Here is a 22,778-nt window from a genome sequence, read left to right on the forward strand (position 1 = left end):
CGTCTCCGTGGTTTTAATCAGGCGATGGACTGCATGTAGCGCATGCCGGTAACCGGCCGGGGCGCGAAATCCATGTTTTCGTAGAAGCGATGCGCCGCGACATTGCCGGTCGTGGCGCTGACGGAAAGATAGTCGCAACCGAGGCGTTTGGCGATATCGCGGGCGCGGGAAACCAGATGCTGGCCGGTGCCATGGCCGCGATGCCCGTCACGCACGAAGAGATGATGCAGCTCAAGCCCGCGCCGGCCTTCCTGCGCCCTGTAGAGCGGCAGAAGCAGGGCGTAACCGATCAGCGCGCCATCGGCTTCCGCAACCAGCCCATGCACCCAGGGCAGCGGACCGAACAGGTCGCGTTCCAGTTTCGCCGGGGTGATCGCCGCCGCATCGCCGTGGTAGGAGGCAAGCAGCGTGATCATCTCGTTGAGCTCGGGCAAATCCGTCTTGCGTGCGCCACGAATGATGACGACGGGCGGTCTTTCCAGTGTAAGGGAGCTATCTTCGGTCATTTTTTCGGTCCTTTGGTCTTATCGGTGCCGTCAGGACGCTTGAGAAACAACAAAGCCGCCTGACGGCGGCTTGTTGACAATATGATCTGTCGAGCCGCCCTTAGAGGTAGGCCCAAAAGTACGAGCAGGAGATGGGTGCGCGTTCGTTGATCATGGGACATGCAATGCGCCCGAATCCGCAATCTGTCAAGCCCGGTTTTCCGATCAATGTTCACCCTCGCACATGCCGTGATTGGAAAGCGCGCGGATGACGTAGCAATCCTCGATCGAATGGCCGTGGCAATGGGACACGATGCGCTCCAGCTCGTGCTCCAGCTTCTTCAGGCTGGCGATCTTCTCGCGCACATGGGCGAGGTGTTCGGCGGCGATGCGGTCCGCGCCTTCGCAGGGCATCTGCCGGTGCTGGCTAAGCGCGATCAGTTCGCGGATGGCGTCGATGTTCAGCCCGAGATCGCGCGCATGGCGGATGAAGGCCAGCCTTTCGAGGTCGGTCTTTTCGTAACGGCGCTGGTTGCCGTCCGAACGGTCGGCTTCGCGGATGAGGCCCATCTGCTCGTAATAACGGATAGTCGGCACCTTGACGCCGGTGCGTTTGGACAGTTCACCGATGGACAGCATCTCTTTCTCCATATCTCGGGTGCAGCGACGGCAGAACGGATGGCTCGACCGTTCCGGGTGCGATGCTCTAGTCTCTAGAGATATGGCTTTTCAGCCTGCCGTTCAATGGGTCTCAGGCGGCTTCATCCACACCGAGCGCCTGGGCGAGCGCCTTGAGGACATCGTTCTCGATGCTGGATGCGGTTTCCGGCTGTGCCGATGCGGCCATGTCGCCCATGTCCAGAGCGGGTGCGGTCGTCGTGGAAGCGCCGCTGTCGAGGTTCCAGAGCGCTGCGGCAAGGCCGGTCGAAACGCTGGCGGCGGCCGGCGCGACGGCCGTGGCGATGCTTTCGACGCTCGAAATGGTGCGATGCGCGGCGCGCGTCAGCTCCAGCAGGGCTTCGGTGGTGGAGTGGGTTTCCTTGCCCTTTGTCGGCTCAAGGCTCCGGATCGGAGTGGGATGATAGCTGCTGATGGTTGCTGCAATAGTCGTCATGACTGAGTCCCCTAGGTTTCATGAGGTATTTTTAGCGGCCGAAACATTCGCGAGGATTGCGTCGCACGGGGCTTGAACGGAAAAACTCGCTCATATAGTATACCCCCCTATAGTATATGAGGTGCCCATGTCCCATACGATCCGCAACAAGGAGAAGCTTCTGGCCCGCATCCGCCGCCTGAAAGGGCAGATGGAGGCGGTGGAGCGTGCACTGGATGATGCCAAGCCCTGCGGCGAGGTGCTGCAATTGCTCGCTTCGGTGCGCGGCGCGCTTTCCGGCCTGACCGGGGAGGTGATGCAGGAGCATCTGCACGAGCATGTGGTGCATGCCGAAAACGAAGACGAGCGGGCGCGGGCGGCGGAGGAGCTGGCCCAGGTACTGAAGACCTATATCCGGTAAAATCGAACAGGATTAGCGACATGACGACGACATCCGAACACCGTGCAGCAGCCGGTCACGACCATGTTTTCCTTGGCCAGAACCATGAGCGCAACGAAAGGCGTGTCTGGATGGTCATTGCGCTGACCGCGGCCATGATGGTGGCGGAAATCGTTGCCGGCCACTGGTATGGCTCCATGGCACTGACAGCGGATGGCTGGCACATGTCCACCCATGCCGGCGCGATGCTGATTTCGGCGCTCGCCTATCTTTATGCCCGCCGCGAGGCGCGCAATCCGCGCTTCACTTTCGGCACCGGCAAGTTCGGCGATCTGGCGGGTTTTGCCAGCGCCATCGTGCTGGCGGTGGTGGCGCTGCTGATTGCCGTCGAAAGCGCGATGCGCCTCATCAATCCCGTCGAAATCGATTTCAATCAGGCTATCCTCGTCGCCATCATCGGCCTTGCCGTCAATCTTCTCAGCGCCGTGCTTTTGAAGGATGACCATCACCACGATCATGGTCACGGCCACGGCTCGCATGCCCATCATGGCCATGGCAGCCACGCCCATCACGATCACGGCTCCCATGCCGGTCACCATGCGGACCACGGCGCAAAGGGCGGCCGGGACAATAATCTGCGCGCGGCCTATCTGCATGTGCTGGCGGATGCGCTGACTTCGGTTCTCGCCATCGTCGCGCTGCTGCTCGGCAAGTGGAACGGCTGGTCGTTCCTCGATCCGTTGATGGGTATCGTTGGCGGTCTGGTCATCGCCCGCTGGTCATGGGGCCTGATCCGCTCCACGGCGACCACGCTCCTCGATGCGCTGCCGCCGGCGGAGGATTTGCCGCAGGAAATCCGTGAAAGCGTGGAGACGGAAGAGGATCGCATCACCGACCTGCATGTCTGGCAGGTAGGGCCGGGGCATCACGCCGCCATCGTGGCGATCCATTCGCAGGCGCCGAAAGCGCCGGCTTTTTATAAGCAGAAACTTGCCGCCATACATGAACTCTCGCATGTGACGGTGGAAGTCAGCCCGGCAAGGGCCTGATTGGAATCGCCTATTCGGTATATTCCGAATAGGCGCTGCGCACCCATTCCACCTCGGCTTCCGCCTTATCCTCGGGGGAAGCCGCGGCCGTATCCTGATAAGCGGGCGCACTGCCATTGCCGACGGCCCACAGAACATTGGCCAGCGACTGGGAAAGAATGGTGCTGGAAACGGTGGGGTTGCCGGGGCCGCGTTTTACCGCCTGCTCCTCCGGCGCGCTTTGAGTGTTGCCAGCTTTTTCGATGTCGCGGATGCGACCCTGATAGTTATATCCGCCAATATTGCTTTCGATCTGCATGTCGGTGATTCCGCGTTCAAAAGTTAACGAATGGTTAACGGCGGCGACTTGTCCGAAACTTGCGCTTGCTGCGCTGCAGCGACTGCCGAGGGTTGACAGCCGGCGAAGTAGTGCTTCGTTTTTGCATCGGGAGCATGCAGAACTGCACAGGGTGTTTGTTCTTGCGGCGTCATGCCGGTGGCGCCAGAGGCACGCCATTTCCCGTCATTCCGGACTTGATCCGGAATCCAGCCGACGCGCGTCTGCGCGGCGAGAGAGTCCTTTCAGCCCAATGACTTGGGCTGGCTGGATACCGGCTCAAGGCCGGTATGACGGAAAGAGGAAATCTCGCGGATGCGGCCAATCCGTCCAGTGCCGGATTACGCTGTTTCCTTCTCCACCGGCATAACCGTTTCCTGGAGCTTCTCCGGCTCCTCCGCCTCAACCTCCTGCGGCGCGGGCGTCACCATCGCAGCCACCAGCGTATCTAGGCCGATGCTGCCGACCGGCTTGCCGTCCTCGTCCACCACATGGGCGGTGGTCTCGTTGGCTTCCGACATGTCGCGGGCAATCGTTTCCAGCGTCGCGTTTTCCGGCACGGGCATGCCCTCGGGGCGGCTTTCGAGCGGCTCCATCACCGTGGTCGCCTGCAGCACGCGGCCGCGATTGACGTCGCGCACGAATTCGGTGACGTAACCATCCGCCGGGGAGAGGATGATGCTCTGGCCGTCGCCCTGCTGCACCACTTCGCCGTCTTTGAGAATGGCGATATGGTCGCCGAGCCTGAGCGCCTCGTCGAGATCGTGGGTGATGAACACCACGGTCTTCTTCAACTCCTGCTGCAGATCGAGCAGCATGGTCTGCATATCGACACGGATCAGCGGATCGAGCGCCGAATAAGCCTCGTCCATCAGGAGGATATCGGCGTCATTGGCAAGCGCGCGGGCAAGGCCGACACGCTGCTGCATGCCGCCGGAAAGCTGGTTCGGATAATAATCTTCGTAACCGGCAAGGCCGACGCGCTCCAGCCAGTAACGACCCTTTTCCTCGCTTTTGCTGCGCGGCACGCCCTGGATATCGAGGCCGTAGACGCTGTTTTCCAGCACGGTGCGGTGCGGCAGAAGGCCGAATTTCTGGAACACCATCGCCGTCTTGTGGCGGCGGAATTGCCTGAGCGCCGAAGCGCTCATGCCGCAGATGTCCTCGCCATCGTAAAGCACCTCGCCGGCGGTGGGGTCGATCAGCCGGTTGATGTGGCGGATGAGCGTCGACTTGCCGGAGCCGGAAAGGCCCATGACGACGGTGATCTTGCCGCCCGGCATGGTGATGTTGATGTTGTTGAGACCGAGAACGTGGTTGTGTTTGTCGTTCAGTTCGGCCTTGTCCATGCCGGATCGCACCGCTTCGAGGTACTTCTCGGGATGCTTGCCGAAGATCTTGTAAAGGTTGCGGATTTCGATGCTTTTAGCCATGGGAGACCTCGCGGTACTTCTGCAGGCGCTTGCCGAAAGCCTGGCTCGCCCGGTCGAACATGATGGCGATGGCGACCAGAGCGAAACCGTTCAGGAAGCCCACCGTGAAGAACTGGTTGTTGATGGCCTGCAGCACGTTCTTGCCGAGCCCGCCGACGCCGACCATGGAGGCGACGACGACCATGGCGAGCGCCATCATGATGGTCTGGTTGATGCCGGTCATGATGGTGGGCAGCGCCAGCGGCAGCTGCACATTGAACAGCTTCTGGCCATTGGAGGAACCGAAAGCGTCCGCCGCTTCCAGCACCTCCCGGTCCACCAGGCGAATGCCAAGGCTGGTGAGGCGAATGACGGGCGGAATGGCATAGATCACCACTGCGATCAGGCCCGGAACCTTGCCGATGCCGAAAATCACCACCACGGGGATGAGATAAACGAAGCTCGGCAGGGTCTGCATCACGTCGAGCACGGGATTGATGAGGCGTTGCAGGCGTTCCGAACGTCCCATCAGGATGCCGAGCGGCAGGCCGATGACGATGGCGATCAGGGTGGCGATGGCGACGATGGACAGTGTCGTCATGGCATCGCGCCAGAGGCCGACGGCGCCGATCATCAGCAGGGCGAGCGCCGTGCCGCCGGTGATCCTGAAGCTGCGACCGGCCAGATGCACGATGGCGAGAATGATGAGGAGCGTGATGATCCACGGCGTCTGGATGAACAGCCGCTCCGAGGAATTGAGGAAGAGCTGCAGCGGGTGCACGATCACGTCGATCGCATCGCCATAGTTGCGCACGATGTCGCGAAAACCGTCATCGATGGTCTTGCGTGCCACACGCATCGTGGAATTGTCGATGGCCGGGAACTTGCAGAGCATGTCCGGCAGGTAATTGCAGAGGGCCATTATTGTTGTTTTCCCTTTGGGTTTTGGGATGGGGTGGACGGTGTCGGTCGGTGCGTGGGGCACCCCCCTCTGTCCTGCCGGACATCTCCCCCACAAGGGGGGAGATCGATCTGCGGCAAGGTCTCGCCCATCAAACAGGTTGCGGATTTGTGAGAGGGTGCGCCCAGCCGATCTCCCTCCTTGTGGGGGAGATGCCCGGCAGGGCAGAGGGGGGTAAAGCCACGGATACCGACCGAAGCCTTCCTCCCCCACTAACCAATCACATCGAAGCCTTGATCTTCTCCGCTACCTCGGCCGGAACCCACTTGGTCCAGATGTCCTCGTGGTTCTCGAGGAAATACTCCGCGCCGTCCTCGTTGGTGCCCTGGTTCTCATCCATCCAGGCGAGGATTTCGGCGACCGTCTTGTTGTCCCAGTTGCGGGCCTTGATGTAGTCCAGCGTCACGCCGGCCTTGCTTTCGAAGTTCTTGGTGATGACGGTATAGACATCGGCAACCGGATAGGCATTGACCTTGGCATCGGCGCAATCGACCTTGGCCGTGCATTCGTCGAAATGGGCGCGGTCGAGCTCGACACCATCATCCAGCTTCACCATCTCGTATTTGCCGAGAATGGCGGTGGGCGACCAGTAATAGCCGAGCCAGCCCTGCTTCTTTTCAAACGCATTGGCGATGGAGCCGTCGAGGCCGGCGGCCGAGCCGGTGTCGACCAGGGTGAAGCCCTTTTTGTCGCCCTCGCGCGCCTTGTAAAGATTGGCGGTGGTCACCTGGCAGTTCCAGCCGGATGGGCAATTATGCACGGCGCCCTTGCTGGCGTCTTCCGGGGCGGGGAAGAGTTCGGGATGTTTCAGTGCATCCTCGACGGTTTTGATATCAGGGTGTGCGTCGGCGATGAATTTCGGGATCCACCAGCCTTCGATGCCGCCTTCGCTCAAAATCTTGGAAGCCTCGATCATGCGGCCTTCCTTGACGGCGGCGTCGAGCGGCTCGCGCACGGCGTTCACCCACAATTCGGGCGCCATGTCCGGCTGGCCCTTTTCGTTCATGGAGGCGAAGGTCGGCATGGTATCGCCGCTGACGACATTGACCGTGCAGTCATAGCCGTTTTCCATGATGAACTTGTCGACGTAAGCCGCGACACCGGCGGATGCCCAGTTCATTTCGGCGATGGTGATGCTGCCGCACGCTTCGGCGGCATTGGCGGAATTTGCTGCACCGGCAGCGATGGTAAAGCCCGTTACGAGAATGGTCGAGGCCAGGAGTTTCTTCATGGTGTAAGACCCCCAAGTCTGATGCAGTGTTTTCAATTGGCAAAGCGGGAGCACTGCAAAGCCCGGATTGCCAAGGGCGAACTGACATGGCGCGTGGAAAAGCCGAAAAATGACGGCAGGAAGAATATCCGCAGAACACGCTGCGGCATTGCCGCAGGAGATGCGGCGAAAAGGCGCATGAATATGTCAACGACCGGCATAATACGGCCAAAAAGTGATATTGCAACGCGAAATGGCGCATCGCAGCCATGCGTTCGATTCCCGGAACATTTTTCCGTCTGGCGTAATACTGAAAATATATTTGTAATTTACTGAGGTGTATTTTGAATTTCAGTAGTTTGAAATAAAAATCCGTTATGCAGTAAAGTGGTATTTAAAGAAAAAATACGGGCGCGATTTTGTGGAAAAAATATTCAGAAACGGGTTTTCGAAGGGTATTTTTATACTGTTTTCGGAACGGGCGACGGCTCTCCGCCGCCCGTTCCGCCATCAGCGGGTCATGCGGCGTCCTTGCCGGCCACCTTCAGCGCGAAGGCATATTCGAAGGCAATTTCCTCCAGCCGCTGGAAACGGCCCGACTTGCCGCCATGGCCGGCCGCCATGTTGGTTTTCAGCAGGATGGGCGCTTCCCCCGTGGTCTTCTCACGCAGCTTCGCCACCCATTTGGTCGGCTCCCAATAGGTCACGCGCGGATCGGTGAGGCCGGAAAGCGCCAGGATAGGCGGGTAAGGCTTCGCACCCACATTGTCATAGGGGCTGTAGGCGGCGATCCAGCCATATTCCTCTGCCGATTCCAGCGGATTGCCCCATTCCGGCCATTCCGGCGGGGTGAGCGGCAAAGTGTCATCGAGCATGGTGGTGAGCACGTCCACGAAGGGAACGGCGGCGATGATGCCGGCGAATTTTTCCGGCGCCATATTGGCGACAGCCCCCATCAACATGCCGCCGGCCGAGCCGCCTTCGGCGATAATGCCATTATAGGAGGTGAAACCTTCCTGAACCAGATGATCGGCGGCGGCGATGAAATCCTTGAAGGTGTTCTGCTTGGCTTCCATCTTGCCGGTTTCGTACCATTCGAAACCCTTGTCCTTGCCGCCGCGAATATGGGCGATGGCATAGATGAAACCACGGTCGGCGAGCGACAGCGTTGTGGTGGAGAAAGAGGCGGGAATGGAGATGCCGTAAGCGCCATAACCATAAAGCAGGCAGGGGGCGGAACCGTTAAGCGCCACATCCTTGCGATAGAGCAGGGAGACCGGCACCAGCTCGCCATCATGGGCAGGGGCCATGATGCGACGGGTGATGTAGTCATCCGGATTGTGGCCGGAGGGTACTTCCTGCGTCTTCAGCAGCGTGCGCTCGCGCGTCACCATGTCGTAATCGAACAGCTGGCTCGGCGTCGTCATCGAGGAATAGGAGAAGCGGATGACATCGGTGTCATATTCCGCCGCGCCATGCAGGCCGAGCGAATAGGCCTCTTCGGCAAAGGCGATGGAATGTTCCTCGCCGGTGCGGCGGTCACGAATGACGATGCGCGGCAGGCCGTCGCGGCGTTCCAGCCAGATCAGGTGGCGGGCATAGGCGTCGACGGAAAGAATGAGACGGCCCGGCTCATGCGGCACGACTTCTTTCCAGTTTTCCTTGCCGGGCGCTGTCACCGGGGCTTCCACGATGCGGAAATCCTTGGCGTCGCCGTCATTGGTGAGGATGAAGAAGACATCGCCGCCTTCGCACATCGAATATTCGATGCCCTCTTCGCGCTCCGCTACGATAGCAGGCTCGGCGGTCAGGTCTTTGGTGGAGAGAATGCGATATTCGCTGGTCTCATGGTCGTGAATGTCGATGAAGATGAAATCGTCGAGAACCGACGCGCCGACGCCCATGAAGAAGCCGGGATCCTTTTCCTCATAGACCAGACGGTCCGCCGATTGCGGCTCGCCGATAATGTGGTGAAAGACTTTCGAGGGGCGGTGGTTCTCGTCCTGTAGCGTATAGAAGAAGCTCTTGCCATCGGGCGCCCATGCGCCGCCGCCGCCGGTGTTTTCCACGATATCGGCAAGGTCTTCGCCGGTTTCGAGGTTGCGGATGCGCAGGGTGAAATATTCCGAGCCCTTGTCGTCGTAACCCCAGATGCCGTGGCTATGGTCGGAGGACTGGTCGAGACCGGCGAGACGGAAATAATCCTTGCCTTCCGCCTCCTTGTCACCGTTCAGCAGCACATGTTTTTCGCCGCCGCCGCGCGGGGTGCGGAAATAATGCGGCTGCTCGCCGCCGGTCACAAACAGCGTGCCATAGGCATAAGGCCCGTCATTGACCGGCACGGAGGAATCATCCTGCTTGATGCGGCCCTTCATTTCCTCGAACAGCTTTTCCTGAAGTGCCCTGGTGTCACCCATCGCCGCTTCCATATAGGCGTTTTCCGCTTCGAGATGGGCGCGGATCGACGGGTCGAGCAGGGTCGGGTCCTTGAACATGGCCTGCCAGTTATCGGCCCGGAACCATGCGTAATCGTCGGTGCGGGTAATGCCGTGATGCGTATCCAGAACGGGCCGTTTTTCGGCGGTCGGGGCGGCGGGCAGGTTCTTGAAAATCGGCAAGGGAAACTCGCTTTCGTATGAAGAATTCTTGGGCGGCACCAAGATGTAGAGCGGGCCTTGCGGCCGATCAAGTTTCAAATCTCCACAGGCGGAATGCGGCTTGGGCACAATTTCGTCAGCTTTCGATCACATTTTGGCAATATCCGGCAAATCAGCGATGATGGATGCAGGCCGCCCGGCCTGCCGCCCACCACAAGAACAAACGAAAAAACTGACAGGATCCCATGCGAAAGCTTCTTCCCGCTGCCCTTTCTGCCTTTTTCCTTGGCTTGCAGACCTTCACCCCCGCTTTCGCGATCGACGCCAGCGTCATGCGGCAGTTGAACGCGCTTGCCCCCGAAGAGCGGCTGGAACAGCGCTGCGATATCGAGGCGATGGAAAGGATAGCGACCGAGCAGAAGGGCATGCGGCCGGACAAGGTCATCGCTTATACTTTCGGCGATCCGGAGGTCGGCAAGAACTCCATCAAGGCGCCCGGCGCGGTCTTCAGGAGCGCGGGCGAATGGTACAAGCTCAAATACAAGTGCCAGCTGAAGAGCGACAGCCTCAGCATCCAGTCCTTCGATTATCGTGTGGGCGATAAAATTCCCGAGGAGCAGTGGAAGAAGTTGTATCTTTATGACTAACCAAGGATTTTTTCGGTTGCCGGTAGGCGTTTAGCCTCCGGTTTTCTTGCCGCTCCGCCACCGGCTCTGTAACCCTGCTTGCCGATCAAAGCGAGGGAGACGGGCATGGCGACACGATTCAAGGGACTTTCGGCTTTTCCGATCACGCCGGCCGACGAGGCCGGGCAGGTCGACACAGAGGCCTTTTCCGCGCTGATCGAGCGGCTGGATGTGGCGGAGGTCGATTCCGTCGGCATTCTCGGTAGCACCGGCATCTATATGTATCTCACACGGGAAGAGAGACGCCGCGCCATCGAGGCGGCAGCCGCCATCCTCAAGGGCAAGCGCATATTGATGGCCGGCGTCGGCGCATTGCGCACCGATGAGGCGGTGGCACTGGCCAGGGATGCGGAAGCGGCCGGCGCCGATGCGCTGCTGCTCGCACCCGTCTCCTACACGCCGCTGACGCAGGAAGAGGCCTATCACCATTTCGCCGCCGTGGCCGGCGCGACGGCCCTGCCGCTTGCCATCTATAACAACCCGACGACAACCCGCTTTACCTTCAGCGACGAGCTTCTGGTGCGGCTTGCCTATATCCCCAATATCCGCGCCATCAAGATGCCGTTGCCGGCCGATTCCGATTATGCCGGTGAGCTTGCGCGGCTGAGGCCGAAGCTGGGGCAAGATTTCGCCATCGGTTACAGCGGCGACTGGGGCTGCGCCGACGCCACGCTTGCCGGCGGCGACACCTGGTACAGCGTCGTCGCCGGCCTGCTGCCGGTTCCGGCCCTGCGGCTGATGCGGGCGGCTCAGGCCGGCAATGCGGAAGAGGCGAAGAAGATCGATGCGGCCTTCCAGCCGCTCTGGGCGCTGTTTAAGGAATTCGGCAGCATCCGCGTGGTTTATGCCGCCGCCAACATCCTGTCGCTGACGGTCAGCGAACCGCCCCGGCCGATCCTGCCGCTCACCAGCGCCGAACGCCAGCGGGTGGAAGAGGCGCTTGAAGCCCTGTCCGCGCTGGAAACCGCGCCATAATTCGGGCGCTTTGCGGGCGGATTGCCACGGAATGATACTGCATTCACTGCGGAAAATGAAAATGATACGTCGCTTCCTCCTTGCTGCCCTGTTCGCTTCAGCCGCGTCCGCCGCCTTAGCGGGGACTGGCCTTGTCGAACCGACACTAAAAATGTCGCCGCAGCATGACGGCAAGGTGCGGGTGGCGATGACGCTCGATGCCTGCATGGGCAAGACCGACCACCGCATCCTCGATACGCTGGTGCGTGAGCGCATTCCGGCGACGATCTTCGTCACCGCCCGCTGGCTGAAACACAATAGCGAGGCGCTGGCCACGCTCATGGCGCATCCGGATCTGTTCGAGATCGAAAACCATGGCGAAAACCATGTGCCGGCGGTGGACAAGCCGGTTTCCATCTACGGTATCGCCGCCGCCGGTTCGGAAGCGGCGGTCGAGCAGGAAGTGGAGGGGGGCCGTCAGGCCATCGTCGCCGCCACCGGCCTCCAGCCGCAATGGTTCCGGGGTGCCACCGCCAAATATACCAGGTCCTCCATGACCACCATCAACCGGCTCGGCATGCGGGTCGCCGGTTATTCCGTCAATGGCGATGGCGGCTCGCTGCTAGGTGCGGCCGCGACGGCGAAACACATCGCTTCCGCCAGGGATGGCGATGTCATCATCTCCCACATCAACCAGCCCACCCATGAAGCGGGCGAGGGCGTGGTGAAAGGCCTTCTGGCGCTGAAGGCGCGCGGCGTGATTTTCACAAGGCTGGACGACCCGTCCTTCGCTCCGCCGGGGAATTGAGGTGCAAGGTCGCCGCCCTTTCTTCTCCCCGCCGGGGAGAAGATGCCCGAAGGGCAGATGAGGGGCAAGCTCACTGGATATCGCCGGCCTTGCCCCCTCATCCCGCTGCCGCGGACTTCTCCCCGGCGGGGAGAAGAAACAAGCGGTACCGGCTCGCTCATCATCACCAAGCGTGTGGGCGGCGGCGTGCACAGTTTCGAGGTGATCAGGCTGATGAAGTCCAGGATGAATTAACCGCAGACCTTGCGGCCATTTTCTTCTCCCCGCCGGGGAGAAGATGCCCGAAGGGCAGATGAGGGGGCAAGCTCCCCGCATCTTTCCACCGTCGCCCCCTCATCCGGCGCTGCGCGCCACCTTCTCCCCGGCGGGGAGAAGAAATATGCCGCACCGGGTTGGCCGCGAAACGGCGCGGACACGAGCCGACAACATCCCTCACATCCATGCCCGTTTTTCGGCGGCGTGCCGCTTAAATTTGCGCTAGCATCCTCCCCATGATGCTGTTCAAACGCCCCGACACCGAAACACTCTATTCTGCCCTTGTGAACAAGGACCCCGCCTATGAGGGCGTGGCCTATGTGTGTGTGACGTCGACGAAGATTTTCTGTCGCTTCACCTGCACGGCGCGCAAGCCGAAAATCGAAAACTGCCGGTTCCGCGAGACCATCGCCGAATGCCTGGAAGCCGGTTTCCGCCCGTGCAAGCGCTGCAAGCCGATGCTGTCCTATGGCTCCGCCGATGAGACCGTGACGTCGCTGCTGACGGCGCTTGAAAACGAACCGGCGCGGCGCTGGCGCGAGGAGGATGTGGTGGCGATGGGCCATGATCCGTCCACCGTGCGCCGCACCTTCAAGCGTCGTTTCGGCATGAGCTTTCTGGAAATCGCCAGGTTGCGGCGGGTGGGCGGCGCGGCGGAAAGCATCGCTTCCGGCGAAGCGGTGATCGGCGCGCAGATCGATGCCGGTTACGAATCCGGCAGCGGCTTCCGCTCTGCCATCAACCAGTTCTTCGGCTCTTCGCCCGCCGCCATGAAAGGCAAGGGGTTTTTGAAGGGTGACTGGATCGATACGCTGATCGGCCCGATGCTCGCCGTCGTGGACGATCACGCCCTGCATCTCCTCGAATTCGCCGACCGGCCGGCGCTTCCAGCCGAGCTGAAGCGGCTGAAGACGCGCACCGGCGCGGATATGGTGCTCGGCCGGACGGCTGTGACCGGCCAGATCGAAGCGGAACTCAAGGCCTATTTCGCCGGGCATTCGGCCGCCTTTGAAACCCGGCTTGCCGGCCATGGCACACCCTTCGAGCGCGACGTCTGGCGCAACCTGCGGGAAATACCGGCGGGCGAGATCGTCAGCTATTCCTCGCTCGCAACCGCCATGGACCGGTCATCCGCCGTGCGTGCAGTGGCGCGCGCCAATGGCGCGAACCAGATCGCCATCGTCGTGCCGTGCCACCGTGTGCTCGGCGCGGATGGCAGCCTGACCGGTTATGGCGGCGGGCTGTGGCGCAAGAAATGGCTGATCGAGCACGAGCGCCGCATGGCGAGCGCGCAGGGGGAGGCGCAGGGAATGCCGCTCGCTTCCTGAGCGGCCTGGCTGCTGGTTTTCAGGAGGTTGTTCATTGATAGTGGAGCGGGGCGCGTGGGGCTTACCCCCTCTGCCCTGCCGGGCATCTCCCCCTCAAGGGGGGAGATCGGCAGGAGGCGCTACCGCCATTTCATTCTCAACGTTGAGATGGGCGAAACCTCGCCGCAGATCGATCTCCCCCCTTGAGGGGGAGATGCCCGGCAGGGCAGAGGGGGGTAAACCCCACGCGCCCGCGCCTGCCGTTGAAGCCGGTGCTTAATCCGGCAATTTGGGCACCACCCGGCGCGACGGAAACAACTCCCGCGTCACCGTCATGGCGATCAGCGACAGCGGCAGGGCGAGCATCGCCCCGGCAGCCCCCCACATCCACGTCCAGAAGATGATCATCACGAAGACGAGGAAGGGGTTTATCTCCATGTTGCGGCCCACCACCGCCGGAAAGGCGAGGTTTTCCATCAACAGGTGAATGGTGAAGAAGATAGCCGCGGGCAGAAGCGCCAGAATGATGTTGTCATGGGTGATGATGCCCGCCACCGTCAGCGATATCGTCATGGCCGTGATGCCGAGAAACGGCACGAAGCTGGAGAGGAAGGCGAACAGCCCCCACAGAAGCGGCATGGCCAGTCCGCCGAAATAGGCGATGATCACCATCGTCACGCCAAGCCCGGCATAGATCAGCGCCGCCGTGGCGAAATAGGTGCCGAGCACCTCTTCCACCGAACCGATGATGCGGATGGTGCGCAGCCGCTGGTGACGGGCCGGAAAGGCCATGATGATCGCCTTGCGCAGCCGCAGCCGGCTATAGAGAAACATCAGCAGCGCGGCGAGGAAGATCAGGCCCTGAATGACGGCCGGGGTGACGTTGGAGCCGAGCACGGAAATGATTTCGCCGCTGCGCGAAATCAAAGATTCCATCGACATAGAGCCCAGACTGAAGCTCGCCGCCGAAATGTTCAGCCATCTGAGGCTTTGCAGATAGGGCAGGAAACGGTCGATGCTACGCTCCACCAGCGCCGGCCCTTCCGAAGCGAGAAGCGAGAGCGGCTCGGTCAGCGAATTGACCACGAAGAACATCACCGCCGCCACGAGGCTCGACAGAATAAGCGCGACGCCGAAGCCGGGAATGCCGTAGGAACCGAGCTTTTCGGCGGCGATGCCGAGGATCATGCCCACCACGATGGCCATCACCACCGGAATGAGGATGAGCGACAATTCGTGGATGACCGCCATCAGCATGATGAGGAAGATGCCGATCACCGACCAGGCGACGACGACATCCAGCGCTTCGCGGCCAAGCGGCTGCTGGCTGCGCGCATCGTCGCGGCGCGACGTGGATGGCGGGGCCTCCAGCGGGTCCGCCCTCGTGATCGGAACGGTTCCGGTTGTGGCGCCGGCTACGACCGAGTTGCCGGTCTTGTCCGGTCTGGCATTTTCATTCATCGAACGGTCCCCCAATCAGGTGACAAACGTTCGAAAAATGTGGCGGTTCCGGGGCGGCGCAAATTTCCGCCGACCCTTTTTGCAATTGGAGCATGCCGAGCAAAAATGGAGCCCGGTTTCCCGGCCGCAAATGCGGCGATGCTTTAGGCGGAAAGCTTTAGCCCGATGCCCCACGGATCTTTGAGGACAATGCCGTCACTTTGCCTTTCGGTGGCGATTTCCAGCCGGTCGAGCGCGGCAATCGCCGTCTCAAGCGCGGCCGGCTCGTTGAATGTCAGCGAATAGCCGGAAAGGCCGGTCATATTGTCCTTGCGGGCCGCGGCACCCCGGCTGTTCCAGATATTGGCGGCGACGTGGTGGTGATAGGCCCCGGAACCGAAGAAGCTCGCGCCGGGATAACGCGCCATGATCTTCAGCCCCAGCACATCCTGATAAAATTCATCCGCCTGCGGAATATTGCCCACCTGCAGATGGATATGGCCGATGGCTGTTCCTTCCGCCGCACCGGTAAAGGCCGTCTTCGGCGCGCTGTCGTAAAGCGCCTGCAGGTTGAGGCCGAGGGTGGCCATCTCCACCGTGCCGTCCTGCTGGTAGGTCCATTCATCCGGAGAACGGTCGCGATAGACTTCGATGCCGTTGCCTTCCGGGTCGGCAAGATAGATCGCCTCGCTGACCAGATGGTCGGACGCGCCCTGAAACTGGACATTGTTATGGGCGGCATGCGCCAGCCAATGGGCCAGATCGTTCCGGCTCGGCATCAGGAAGGCGGTGTGGAACAGGCCTGCCGCGTTGCGCGGCGCGCGTTCCGCCATGCCGGAGGTGGAGAGTGTGAGCAGCGGCTGGCCGCCGACACCCAGCACTTCACCGCTCGGGTTCTTTTCAAGAACGGAAAGACCGATGATCTTCTGGTAGAAATCCGAAACGCGCGGCAGATCGTGAACGACGAGATGCGCCTGGCCGACATAGGCCGGCCGCGTCAGGGCGAATTGTTTGATTTCACTCATCATGATCTCCATATTGAATCCGAAGCGCCCTGGGGCGGATCGGTCGCCGAAACTATCGGCCGACGCCGCTTTGCGGCGTTTGTCGAAGGCGAATATGGGCTGGTTTCGTCGTTCAGCAAAGATCGTCGTCTGGCGATTGACCGTCCACTATTCGTTGACAATGCCCCGTTCCGGCCCGGCTCCGGCTTTGACTTCGATCAAGGTGAAGGCCGTTCCGAAGGGGAAATATAAGCCTAGCCCGACACGCTAAACGGCGGATCAAGCCAAAGGAGACAGCCATGTACAAGAAGATCATCGTACCGGTAGACCTCAGCGCCACCGACAAGGGGGAAAAGATTCTCGAAAAGGCCAAGGCGCTTCTGGATCCTGATGGCGAGATCGTTCTCATCAATGTTGTCGAGGAACTGCCGGGCTATATGGCGATCGACCTGCCTGTCGACCTGATCGAAAACGCCATCAAGGACGCCAAGACCAAGCTTTCGGACATCAAGACGAGAGCCGGTTTCAAGGGCAGCCAGGAAATCAGAAGCGGCGCGCCCGCGCGTGAAATCATCGCCGCCGCCGAGGAACACAAGGCCGACCTCATCATCATCGCGTCGCACACGCCGGATTTCAGCAATTATTTCATCGGCGCCACCGCCGACCGCGTGGTGCGCCACGCCAAATGCTCGGTGCTGGTGGACCGATAAAAGCCTGACGTTTCAGGGTTGCGGGCGGGTTTTCCGCCCCCAAGCATTCCCAGGAAAAGTGGAATCCGGTTTTCCGTCTGGGAATGCGGCGATACAAGAAGATGGGCTGGAGGAAAAAACATGAATGTCGAAAGTTACGAGAAAATCCTGCGTGACCGCCAGCGCGAGCTTTATCGCCGCGTGCACAAAATCGAAGCCGATTTCGAAGAGCCTCGCAATCCCGATGACGAGGATCGCGCCACCGAACGCAGCAATGACGAGGTGCTGGACGAGCTGGGGCAGGTGGGTCAGGACGAGCTGCGCGCCATCGACGCAGCCCTCGACCGTATCGCCAGCGGCACCTTCGGCACCTGTGTCAAATGCGGCAAGCGGATTTCGGAGGATCGGCTGAAGGCGGTGCCCTATACGCCGTTTTGCCAGGAATGCGCTGCGGCGTTGTGAGGGTAGGGGGAAAGCGTGACTGGGTTTCTTCTCCCCGCCGGGGAGAAGGTGGCCCGAAGGGCCGGATGAGGGGGCAAGCTCTCCGAACACATCCACCCTTGCCCCCTCATCCCGCTGCCGCGGACTTCTCCCCGGCGGGGAGAAGAAACAAGCGTCTACCGCTCGCTCCGCAGGCAATTGTTCTGGCCGCAGGGCAACCTGCACCTCTCCTTTCGCAACAGCCTCGAACGCAATTTGATTGTCGTTAACCGGGCGCTGTCTTGTTCCTGTCTAATATTGTCTCCATGCTTTGAGGACAGCACGCAGACGGGATTGGACTATGAGCGATTTATGGCGGTTCGGGCGCCAGTATGATTTTCATGAGATTGTCGCCGATGGCATCGTCCATGGTGTCGGCATCGTGTTTGCGCTTATCGGCGCCACGGCGCTGATTTTCTACGCGACCGCCTGGGGGACGCTCAGCGCGATCGCCGCTGCGTGGATTTACGGTCTCGGCCTCGTCGCCTGTCTCTCCGTGTCCTTCACCTATAATATCTGGCCGCACTCCAGGGTGAAATGGTTCCTGCGCCGGCTGGATCATTCGGCGATCTTCATCCTCATCGCCGCCACCTATACGCCCTTTCTGATGCGCGGCATCCACGATCCGCTGATCGCCGTCATGCTGGGGCTGATCTGGCTTGCGGCGCTGTGCGGCATCCTTCTCAAATGCCTGTTTCCCGGCCGTTACGACCGGGTCGCCATCGGCCTTTATCTCGCCATGGGCTGGAGCGGCGTCATGGTGGTCGGGCCGCTGTCGTCGCATCTGGCACCCGTCACGCTCTGGCTGATCGTCGCCGGCGGCGTCATCTATTCGCTCGGCGTCATCTTCCATGTCTGGGAAAAACTGCGCTTCCAGAATGCCATCTGGCACGCTTTCGTGGTCGCTGCCGCCGCCGTTCATTATTTCGCCGTGGTCACCTCCTTCAGCCTCGTGCCGCTGGCATCCTGAAGAATGCGCCCCGATGGCGCATGGGTACTGGACAGCCATTCGCATCATCGCCTAATCCTCGTGCAGATGGCGGCTGAAAATTCCGCCGCTGCAAGCAGGAAAAAGGGTGAACGACAATGAGCGTGCAATTGCGCGACGCGACCGTGGACGATCTCTCCGGCATCATGGAGATTTACAATGATGCGGTGCTGAATACGACCGCGATCTGGAACGACGTGCTGGTCGATCTGGAAAACCGCAGGGAATGGTTCGCCGCCCGCAAGTCACGCGGTTTTCCGGTCATCGTCGCAATCCTCGACGGCAAGGTCGCAGGCTATGCGTCCTATGGCGACTGGCGCGCTTTCGACGGTTATCGCCACACCCGCGAACATTCGGTCTATGTGCATAAGGATGCGCGCGGCCACGGCATCGGCAAAAAGCTGATGCAGGCGTTGATCGATCATGCCTCCGGCAACGACGTGCATGTGCTGATCGCCGCCATCGAGGCGGAAAACACCGCCTCCATCCGCCTGCATGAAAGCCTCGGCTTCAGGGTCGTCGGCCGGTTTTCGGAAGTCGGCACCAAGTTCGGCCGCTGGCTGGATTTGACGTGCATGGAGCTGAAGCTGAACTAGTTCCCGGGCGGGTTGCCTAGAGAAAGTGGCCCCGGCGCGGGACGTCCAACCTCTCCTCCGTCATCCTTGGGCTTGTCCCAAGGATCTAACCACGTCGAATTAAATCAATCGGTTGCAGATCCTCGGGACAAGCCCGAGGATGACGCTGAGTGCTTGGGGTGGACGTCCGCAAACCGACGTCGCATGCCATATAGGCGTTACCCATTGCCCAATCAAACCGGCTCGAACACCATCGAATGGCCGTTGATGCAATAACGCAGGCCGGTGGGCTTCGGGCCGTCGGGGAAGACGTGGCCGAGATGGCCGCCGCAATTGGCGCAGCGGATTTCCGTGCGCACCATGCCGTAGCTGGCGTCGCGATGTTCCGTCACGGCGCCCGGCTTTACCGGCTCGAAATAGCTCGGCCATCCGCAGCCGGCATCGAATTTCGTATCGGAGAGGAACAGCGGCTCGTCGCAGGCCGCACAGCGATAGAGGCCTTTCTGGAATGTATCCCAATAGGGCCCGGTGAAGGCGCGCTCGGTGCCGTGTTCGCGCAGGATGCGATATTGCTCCGGCGTCAGCTGCTCACGCCATTCGGCATCGCTTTTTTTGATTTTTGGGGATGTCAGATCGCTCATGGAATGATCCTTTCTGTTCCCGCCTCAAATAGTCATCGCGGAGGCGGATTGAAAGGGGATGGGCGTCATAACGCGTTCGTTATGGGCCGGGAGTACCGATTTGGGTTGAGATGGCTTTGTCTATGCCTTAGAGCATTTCCAGGAAAAGTGGAGCCCGGTTTTCCGTCCGGAAATGCGCTCTAACTGAAAAAACGATTTGAAGAAGAACGCCATTATTGGCGCGCAGGGATGGGGGACATCCCGGGAGATGTGAATGACATCAGATGTCACGCCGTTGACATTCCTGTCGCTGTTTCTGCCGTTTCTGGCAGCGCTTGCCGCACCCGTCCTGGTTAAAAGGTTCGGTCACAATGCGGCGTGGGTCCTGGCGATTGCGCCTGCTCTCGCCTTTGCGCATTTTGCGCTGATGCTGCCCGAGATCGCGGCAGGCGGGGTGGTGACCGGCGGTTATGCCTGGGTGCCGAGTTTCAATCTCAGCTTCTCCTGGTTCATCGACGGCCTGTCGCTGACCTTTGCGCTGCTGATCACCGGCATCGGCCTGCTGATCGTGCTTTATGCGGGCGGTTATATGAAAGGCCATCCGCAACAGGGCCGGTTCCTGTCATTCCTGCTACTCTTCATGGGGGCGATGCTGGGCGTCGTGGTTTCCGACAGCCTGCTGATGCTGTTCGTTTTCTGGGAACTCACCTCCATCACCTCCTTCCTGCTGATCGGCTTCGACCATGAGCGCGCCGCCTCGCGCCGCGCCGCGCTGCAGGCGCTGGTGGTGACGGGCGGCGGCGGTCTGCTGCTGCTCGCCGGGCTGATTTTCATCTGGGACATCAGCGGCGTGACGCAACTGTCGATGCTGGTGCGCGGCGGCGATGTCTTGCGCGACAGCCCGTTTTATCTGGCCGCGCTGCTTCTGGTTCTCGGCGGCGCCTTCACCAAATCGGCGCAGTTTCCCTTCCATTTCTGGCTGCCCAACGCCATGGAAGCGCCAACGCCGGTGTCCGCCTATCTGCATTCGGCAACCATGGTGAAGGCCGGCGTCTATCTGCTGATGCGCCTCAACCCGGTTCTCGGCGATACCGCCGCCTGGCAGATCCTGCTGCCCTTCTTTGGTGGGCTGACCATGCTCACCGGCGCGCTGCTGGCGGTGCGCCAGACCGATCTCAAGCTGATGCTCGCCTATACGACGGTGTCGTCGCTCGGCCTGCTGGTCATGCTGACGGGTTTCGGCTCCGACCATGCCATCGAGGCGGCGGTGCTTTATCTGGTGGCGCATTCGCTGTTCAAGGGCGCGCTGTTCATGGTCGCCGGCATTATCGACCATGAGACCGGCACCCGCGACGTGACGAAGCTCGGCGGCCTGCGAAAAGCCATGCCGATCACTTTTGCGGCGGCGCTGGCGGCCGCGATTTCCATGGCCGGCCTGCCGCCCTTCTTCGGTTTTCTCGCCAAGGAAGAGATTTATTACGCGCTGGCGCATGGCAATCCGCGCGCCGTGCTGTTCACTGGCATCGCTATCCTCGGCAACGGGCTGATGTTCGCCGTCGCCTTTGCGGTGGCGCTGAAACCCTTCCTCGGCAAGCCGGTGAAGACCCCGAAACACGCGCATGAAGGCCCGCTGCTGCTCTGGCTCGGCCCGGCGCTTCTGGCGCTGAAGGGGCTCACGATTGCGCTCTTTTCCGGCATCGCGCATGTCTACATCTCCACCCCGATGGCGAGCGCCATTGCCGGTGAGGCGCGCCCGGTGGAAATCGCGCTCATTCCCCATATCGGCGTGCCGCTCGGCCTGTCGCTGCTCACCATCGCGCTCGGCATCGTCCTTTATACGCAGCTTTCCGCCGTCCGTGGACTGATCGACCGCACCTTCAAGGCGCTGGGGGCAGGGCCGGACAGGGGCTTTGACGTCTTCATCGACATGCTGGTGAAAGTCTCGTTCCACATCACCCGGCTCATTCAGCCGGGCAGGCTGGAATTTTACGTCACCGCCACCTTCGCCGTCATCGCCGCCGTGCTGCTGGTGCCGCTGTTCCTTTATGGCGAATTGCCGTCCATGCCGTCATGGCCGCGCGATATGCCCATCCATGAGCTGACCTTCATCGCCATTGCCGTGGCGGGGCTCATCGCAGTGCTGACGGCGTCGAGCCGGCTCACCGCCATCATCGCGCTCGGCATTCAGGGCTTTGCCGTGGCGGTCATCTTCCTGCTCTTCGGCGCGCCCGATCTGTCCTTCACGCAATTCATGGTCGAGACGCTGTCGGTGGTCATTCTGACGCTGGTGATGACGCGGCTTCGCCTGTCGCCGTCAGACCATCGCGGCCTTGGCCAGAAGCTGCTGGACAGCACCATCGCCATCGCCTGCGGAACCGGCTTCGCTTTGTTCCTGATGCGCGCGACCGAGGCGAGCTTCGACAACCGCCTGACGGACTTCTACAACACCTATTCCAAGGTCATCGCCCACGGCGCCAATGTGGTCAACGTCATCATCGTCGACTTCCGTGGCACGGATACGCTCGGTGAAATCGCTGTCGTGATGATAACGGGTCTCGCCATTCTCGCGCTGATCCGCATCCGCCCGGCTGCTGCCATCAAGGGACCGGCCAAAACCGCGAAGAAGAAAGGAGCGCGCGCATGAACACGCTCATTCTGCGCACCGTCGCCCCTGTCGTCACCAGCCTCATGGTGCTGTTTTCCATCTTCGTGCTGCTGCGCGGCCATAATGAGCCCGGCGGCGGCTTCATCGGCGGCCTGATCGCGGTCTCGGCGCTGGCGATCTATGGCATCGCTTATGGCGTCACCGCAGTCAGGCGCGCCATCATGTTTCATCCGCTGTCGATTGCGGGGGCGGGGCTGCTGCTGTCCATGCTTTCCGGCCTCGTTTCCATCGCCGCCGGCGTGCCCTTCATGACCGGGCTGTGGGTTTATCCGAGCCTGTTCGGTGTCGAAATACCGCTCTCCACCGTCATGTCCTTCGATATCGGTGTCTATCTCGTCGTGGTCGGCGCCATCACCTCCATTGCGCTGGCGCTGGAAGAAAGGGAAAGCGACTGATGGAAGCGGTCTTCTCCATTCTCGTCGGCATCTTCTTTTCGGTGGCGATCTATCTCATGCTGTCGCGCCACAGCATCCGCATGCTGCTCGGCATCGCCATTCTCGGCAATGCGGTGAACCTCTTGCTGTTCACGGCGGGCAGGCTGACGCGCGAAGTGCCGCCGATCATTCCGCCCGGCATGGATACGCTGCCCGCGGGTGCGGCCAATCCGCTGCCGCAGGCGCTCATCCTCACCGCAATCGTCATTTCCTTTTCCTTCTTCTGTTTCCTTCTGGTGCTGACCTGGCGTGCGTTTCAGGAACTGCAGACCGACGACACGGACGAAATGCGCACCGCAGAACCCGCAGGCGAGCCCTTGCCGCCGCTCGGTTATTGAGCGGCGAGGCTG

Annotated in this window: 25 protein-coding genes; 14 read left to right on the top strand and 11 right to left on the bottom strand. The window is 61.0% G+C overall.

Annotated elements, in window-relative coordinates; translation table 11 throughout:
• Positions 1–17 precede the first annotated feature (17 nt).
• The 3 genes from ACQZ60_RS04275 to ACQZ60_RS04285 all read right to left on the bottom strand — a co-directional run bounded on the left by ACQZ60_RS04275 (position 18) and on the right by ACQZ60_RS04285 (position 1,599).
• Entirely contained in the window at positions 18–506 is a 489-nt protein-coding gene (locus ACQZ60_RS04275; protein ID WP_003509304.1) for a GNAT family N-acetyltransferase, read from the bottom strand.
• A gap of 204 nt (positions 507–710) precedes the next feature.
• A complete protein-coding gene (locus tag ACQZ60_RS04280) occupies positions 711–1,124 on the bottom strand; it encodes a MerR family transcriptional regulator (protein ID WP_003522268.1) in 414 nt (137 codons plus the stop codon).
• 112 nt (positions 1,125–1,236) lie between these two features.
• A complete protein-coding gene (locus ACQZ60_RS04285; protein WP_020813181.1) occupies positions 1,237–1,599 on the bottom strand; it encodes a hypothetical protein in 363 nt (120 codons plus the stop codon).
• Positions 1,600–1,726: 127 nt separating this feature from the next.
• Here ACQZ60_RS04285 and dmeR point away from each other — a divergent pair, with 127 nt between their 5' ends.
• On the top strand, positions 1,727–1,999 hold the full coding sequence (dmeR, locus tag ACQZ60_RS04290; protein ID WP_003509296.1) for a Ni(II)/Co(II)-sensing transcriptional repressor DmeR: 273 nt from the start codon (positions 1,727–1,729) through the stop codon (positions 1,997–1,999).
• Between the two features lie 20 nt (positions 2,000–2,019).
• The gene (gene dmeF / locus ACQZ60_RS04295) at positions 2,020–3,027 is read left to right on the top strand and encodes a CDF family Co(II)/Ni(II) efflux transporter DmeF (RefSeq protein ID WP_080852499.1); all 1,008 of its coding nucleotides are present in this window, start codon (positions 2,020–2,022) and stop codon (positions 3,025–3,027) included.
• Between the two features lie 10 nt (positions 3,028–3,037).
• Here dmeF and ACQZ60_RS04300 read toward each other — a convergent pair whose 3' ends face one another.
• The 5 genes from ACQZ60_RS04300 to ACQZ60_RS04320 form a co-directional block, all read right to left on the bottom strand.
• On the bottom strand, positions 3,038–3,325 hold the full coding sequence (locus ACQZ60_RS04300) for a hypothetical protein (protein ID WP_448734801.1): 288 nt from the start codon (positions 3,323–3,325) through the stop codon (positions 3,038–3,040).
• A 359-nt stretch (positions 3,326–3,684) separates the two neighbouring features.
• Entirely contained in the window at positions 3,685–4,776 is a 1,092-nt protein-coding gene (locus ACQZ60_RS04305) for a quaternary amine ABC transporter ATP-binding protein (RefSeq protein WP_448734802.1), read from the bottom strand.
• Positions 4,769–5,677, bottom strand: a complete 909-nt coding sequence (locus ACQZ60_RS04310) for an ABC transporter permease (protein WP_003522273.1) — start codon at positions 5,675–5,677, stop codon at positions 4,769–4,771. Before ACQZ60_RS04310 ends, ACQZ60_RS04305 begins: the two co-directional genes overlap by 8 nt.
• Before the next feature lie 259 nt (positions 5,678–5,936).
• Positions 5,937–6,947, bottom strand: coding sequence for an ABC transporter substrate-binding protein (locus tag ACQZ60_RS04315; protein WP_448734803.1), 1,011 nt, complete (start codon positions 6,945–6,947; stop codon positions 5,937–5,939).
• A gap of 497 nt (positions 6,948–7,444) precedes the next feature.
• Positions 7,445–9,544: a S9 family peptidase gene (locus ACQZ60_RS04320; RefSeq protein WP_448734804.1), complete on the bottom strand. Its 2,100-nt coding sequence runs from the start codon at positions 9,542–9,544 to the stop codon at positions 7,445–7,447.
• A gap of 224 nt (positions 9,545–9,768) precedes the next feature.
• Here ACQZ60_RS04320 and ACQZ60_RS04325 point away from each other — a divergent pair, with 224 nt between their 5' ends.
• From ACQZ60_RS04325 to ACQZ60_RS04340, 4 genes are all read left to right on the top strand, one after another.
• A complete protein-coding gene (locus ACQZ60_RS04325) occupies positions 9,769–10,170 on the top strand; it encodes a DUF930 domain-containing protein (protein WP_059753914.1) in 402 nt (133 codons plus the stop codon).
• A gap of 105 nt (positions 10,171–10,275) precedes the next feature.
• On the top strand, positions 10,276–11,184 hold the full coding sequence (locus ACQZ60_RS04330; RefSeq protein WP_448734805.1) for a dihydrodipicolinate synthase family protein: 909 nt from the start codon (positions 10,276–10,278) through the stop codon (positions 11,182–11,184).
• A gap of 61 nt (positions 11,185–11,245) precedes the next feature.
• Positions 11,246–11,971: a polysaccharide deacetylase family protein gene (locus tag ACQZ60_RS04335; protein ID WP_448734806.1), complete on the top strand. Its 726-nt coding sequence runs from the start codon at positions 11,246–11,248 to the stop codon at positions 11,969–11,971.
• Between the two features lie 491 nt (positions 11,972–12,462).
• Entirely contained in the window at positions 12,463–13,554 is a 1,092-nt protein-coding gene (locus tag ACQZ60_RS04340) for a bifunctional transcriptional activator/DNA repair enzyme AdaA (protein WP_448734807.1), read from the top strand.
• Between the two features lie 255 nt (positions 13,555–13,809).
• Here ACQZ60_RS04340 and ACQZ60_RS04345 read toward each other — a convergent pair whose 3' ends face one another.
• The gene (locus tag ACQZ60_RS04345; protein ID WP_448734808.1) at positions 13,810–14,994 is read right to left on the bottom strand and encodes an AI-2E family transporter; all 1,185 of its coding nucleotides are present in this window, start codon (positions 14,992–14,994) and stop codon (positions 13,810–13,812) included.
• Positions 14,995–15,137: 143 nt separating this feature from the next.
• Entirely contained in the window at positions 15,138–15,998 is an 861-nt protein-coding gene (locus ACQZ60_RS04350) for a VOC family protein (protein WP_448734809.1), read from the bottom strand.
• Here ACQZ60_RS04350 and ACQZ60_RS04355 point away from each other — a divergent pair.
• The 5 genes from ACQZ60_RS04355 to ACQZ60_RS04375 all read left to right on the top strand — a co-directional run bounded on the left by ACQZ60_RS04355 (position 15,981) and on the right by ACQZ60_RS04375 (position 18,730).
• Entirely contained in the window at positions 15,981–16,229 is a 249-nt protein-coding gene (locus ACQZ60_RS04355) for a hypothetical protein (RefSeq protein WP_448734810.1), read from the top strand. The two genes, ACQZ60_RS04350 and ACQZ60_RS04355, sit on opposite strands and share 18 nt — an antisense overlap.
• A 47-nt stretch (positions 16,230–16,276) precedes the next feature.
• The gene (locus ACQZ60_RS04360; protein WP_003522284.1) at positions 16,277–16,687 is read left to right on the top strand and encodes a universal stress protein; all 411 of its coding nucleotides are present in this window, start codon (positions 16,277–16,279) and stop codon (positions 16,685–16,687) included.
• 120 nt (positions 16,688–16,807) lie between these two features.
• Positions 16,808–17,128, top strand: coding sequence for a TraR/DksA family transcriptional regulator (locus tag ACQZ60_RS04365; RefSeq protein ID WP_448734811.1), 321 nt, complete (start codon positions 16,808–16,810; stop codon positions 17,126–17,128).
• Between the two features lie 319 nt (positions 17,129–17,447).
• Positions 17,448–18,116: a PAQR family membrane homeostasis protein TrhA gene (gene trhA / locus ACQZ60_RS04370; RefSeq protein ID WP_003522286.1), complete on the top strand. Its 669-nt coding sequence runs from the start codon at positions 17,448–17,450 to the stop codon at positions 18,114–18,116.
• Positions 18,117–18,232: 116 nt separating this feature from the next.
• Positions 18,233–18,730, top strand: coding sequence for a GNAT family N-acetyltransferase (locus tag ACQZ60_RS04375; RefSeq protein ID WP_020813168.1), 498 nt, complete (start codon positions 18,233–18,235; stop codon positions 18,728–18,730).
• Positions 18,731–18,942: 212 nt separating this feature from the next.
• On the opposite strand, the gene msrB is transcribed toward ACQZ60_RS04375, so the two are convergent.
• Entirely contained in the window at positions 18,943–19,350 is a 408-nt protein-coding gene (gene msrB, locus ACQZ60_RS04380; RefSeq protein WP_003522288.1) for a peptide-methionine (R)-S-oxide reductase MsrB, read from the bottom strand.
• Positions 19,351–19,603: 253 nt separating this feature from the next.
• Here msrB and ACQZ60_RS04385 point away from each other — a divergent pair, with 253 nt between their 5' ends.
• From ACQZ60_RS04385 to ACQZ60_RS04395, 3 genes are read left to right on the top strand one after another with little or no spacing between them, the layout of a single operon-like run.
• Complete coding sequence (locus tag ACQZ60_RS04385; protein WP_448734812.1) at positions 19,604–21,973, top strand: putative monovalent cation/H+ antiporter subunit A; 2,370 nt, start codon at positions 19,604–19,606, stop codon at positions 21,971–21,973.
• Positions 21,970–22,389, top strand: a complete 420-nt coding sequence (locus ACQZ60_RS04390) for a Na+/H+ antiporter subunit B (RefSeq protein WP_020813166.1) — start codon at positions 21,970–21,972, stop codon at positions 22,387–22,389. Before ACQZ60_RS04385 ends, ACQZ60_RS04390 begins: the two co-directional genes overlap by 4 nt.
• Positions 22,389–22,766 (top strand): Na+/H+ antiporter subunit C, encoded by a 378-nt coding sequence (locus ACQZ60_RS04395; protein WP_003509263.1) that lies wholly within the window; start codon positions 22,389–22,391, stop codon positions 22,764–22,766. Before ACQZ60_RS04390 ends, ACQZ60_RS04395 begins: the two co-directional genes overlap by 1 nt.
• The last annotated feature ends 12 nt before the right edge of the window (positions 22,767–22,778 follow it).

It is taken from the genome of Agrobacterium sp. 22-223-1 (genome assembly GCF_053522385.1).

What these genes read in the sequence shown, in the direction of transcription:
- ACQZ60_RS04335 (WP_448734806.1), top strand. Translation starts at nt 11,246, where the DNA reads ATGATACGTCGCTTCCTCCTTGCTGCCCTGTTCGCTTCAGCCGCGTCC.
- ACQZ60_RS04280 (WP_003522268.1), bottom strand. Translation starts at nt 1,124, where the DNA reads ATGCTGTCCATCGGTGAACTGTCCAAACGCACCGGCGTCAAGGTGCCG.
- ACQZ60_RS04325 (WP_059753914.1), top strand. Translation starts at nt 9,769, where the DNA reads ATGCGAAAGCTTCTTCCCGCTGCCCTTTCTGCCTTTTTCCTTGGCTTG.
- ACQZ60_RS04315 (WP_448734803.1), bottom strand. Translation starts at nt 6,947, where the DNA reads ATGAAGAAACTCCTGGCCTCGACCATTCTCGTAACGGGCTTTACCATC.
- ACQZ60_RS04300 (WP_448734801.1), bottom strand. Translation starts at nt 3,325, where the DNA reads ATGCAGATCGAAAGCAATATTGGCGGATATAACTATCAGGGTCGCATC.
- ACQZ60_RS04375 (WP_020813168.1), top strand. Translation starts at nt 18,233, where the DNA reads ATGAGCGTGCAATTGCGCGACGCGACCGTGGACGATCTCTCCGGCATC.
- ACQZ60_RS04285 (WP_020813181.1), bottom strand. Translation starts at nt 1,599, where the DNA reads ATGACGACTATTGCAGCAACCATCAGCAGCTATCATCCCACTCCGATC.
- ACQZ60_RS04310 (WP_003522273.1), bottom strand. Translation starts at nt 5,677, where the DNA reads ATGGCCCTCTGCAATTACCTGCCGGACATGCTCTGCAAGTTCCCGGCC.
- ACQZ60_RS04330 (WP_448734805.1), top strand. Translation starts at nt 10,276, where the DNA reads ATGGCGACACGATTCAAGGGACTTTCGGCTTTTCCGATCACGCCGGCC.
- ACQZ60_RS04395 (WP_003509263.1), top strand. Translation starts at nt 22,389, where the DNA reads ATGGAAGCGGTCTTCTCCATTCTCGTCGGCATCTTCTTTTCGGTGGCG.
- ACQZ60_RS04340 (WP_448734807.1), top strand. Translation starts at nt 12,463, where the DNA reads ATGATGCTGTTCAAACGCCCCGACACCGAAACACTCTATTCTGCCCTT.
- dmeR (WP_003509296.1), top strand. Translation starts at nt 1,727, where the DNA reads ATGTCCCATACGATCCGCAACAAGGAGAAGCTTCTGGCCCGCATCCGC.
- ACQZ60_RS04365 (WP_448734811.1), top strand. Translation starts at nt 16,808, where the DNA reads ATGAATGTCGAAAGTTACGAGAAAATCCTGCGTGACCGCCAGCGCGAG.
- ACQZ60_RS04345 (WP_448734808.1), bottom strand. Translation starts at nt 14,994, where the DNA reads ATGAATGAAAATGCCAGACCGGACAAGACCGGCAACTCGGTCGTAGCC.
- trhA (WP_003522286.1), top strand. Translation starts at nt 17,448, where the DNA reads ATGAGCGATTTATGGCGGTTCGGGCGCCAGTATGATTTTCATGAGATT.
- ACQZ60_RS04350 (WP_448734809.1), bottom strand. Translation starts at nt 15,998, where the DNA reads ATGAGTGAAATCAAACAATTCGCCCTGACGCGGCCGGCCTATGTCGGC.
- ACQZ60_RS04275 (WP_003509304.1), bottom strand. Translation starts at nt 506, where the DNA reads ATGACCGAAGATAGCTCCCTTACACTGGAAAGACCGCCCGTCGTCATC.
- ACQZ60_RS04390 (WP_020813166.1), top strand. Translation starts at nt 21,970, where the DNA reads ATGAACACGCTCATTCTGCGCACCGTCGCCCCTGTCGTCACCAGCCTC.
- ACQZ60_RS04305 (WP_448734802.1), bottom strand. Translation starts at nt 4,776, where the DNA reads ATGGCTAAAAGCATCGAAATCCGCAACCTTTACAAGATCTTCGGCAAG.
- msrB (WP_003522288.1), bottom strand. Translation starts at nt 19,350, where the DNA reads ATGAGCGATCTGACATCCCCAAAAATCAAAAAAAGCGATGCCGAATGG.
- ACQZ60_RS04385 (WP_448734812.1), top strand. Translation starts at nt 19,604, where the DNA reads ATGACATCAGATGTCACGCCGTTGACATTCCTGTCGCTGTTTCTGCCG.
- dmeF (WP_080852499.1), top strand. Translation starts at nt 2,020, where the DNA reads ATGACGACGACATCCGAACACCGTGCAGCAGCCGGTCACGACCATGTT.
- ACQZ60_RS04360 (WP_003522284.1), top strand. Translation starts at nt 16,277, where the DNA reads ATGTACAAGAAGATCATCGTACCGGTAGACCTCAGCGCCACCGACAAG.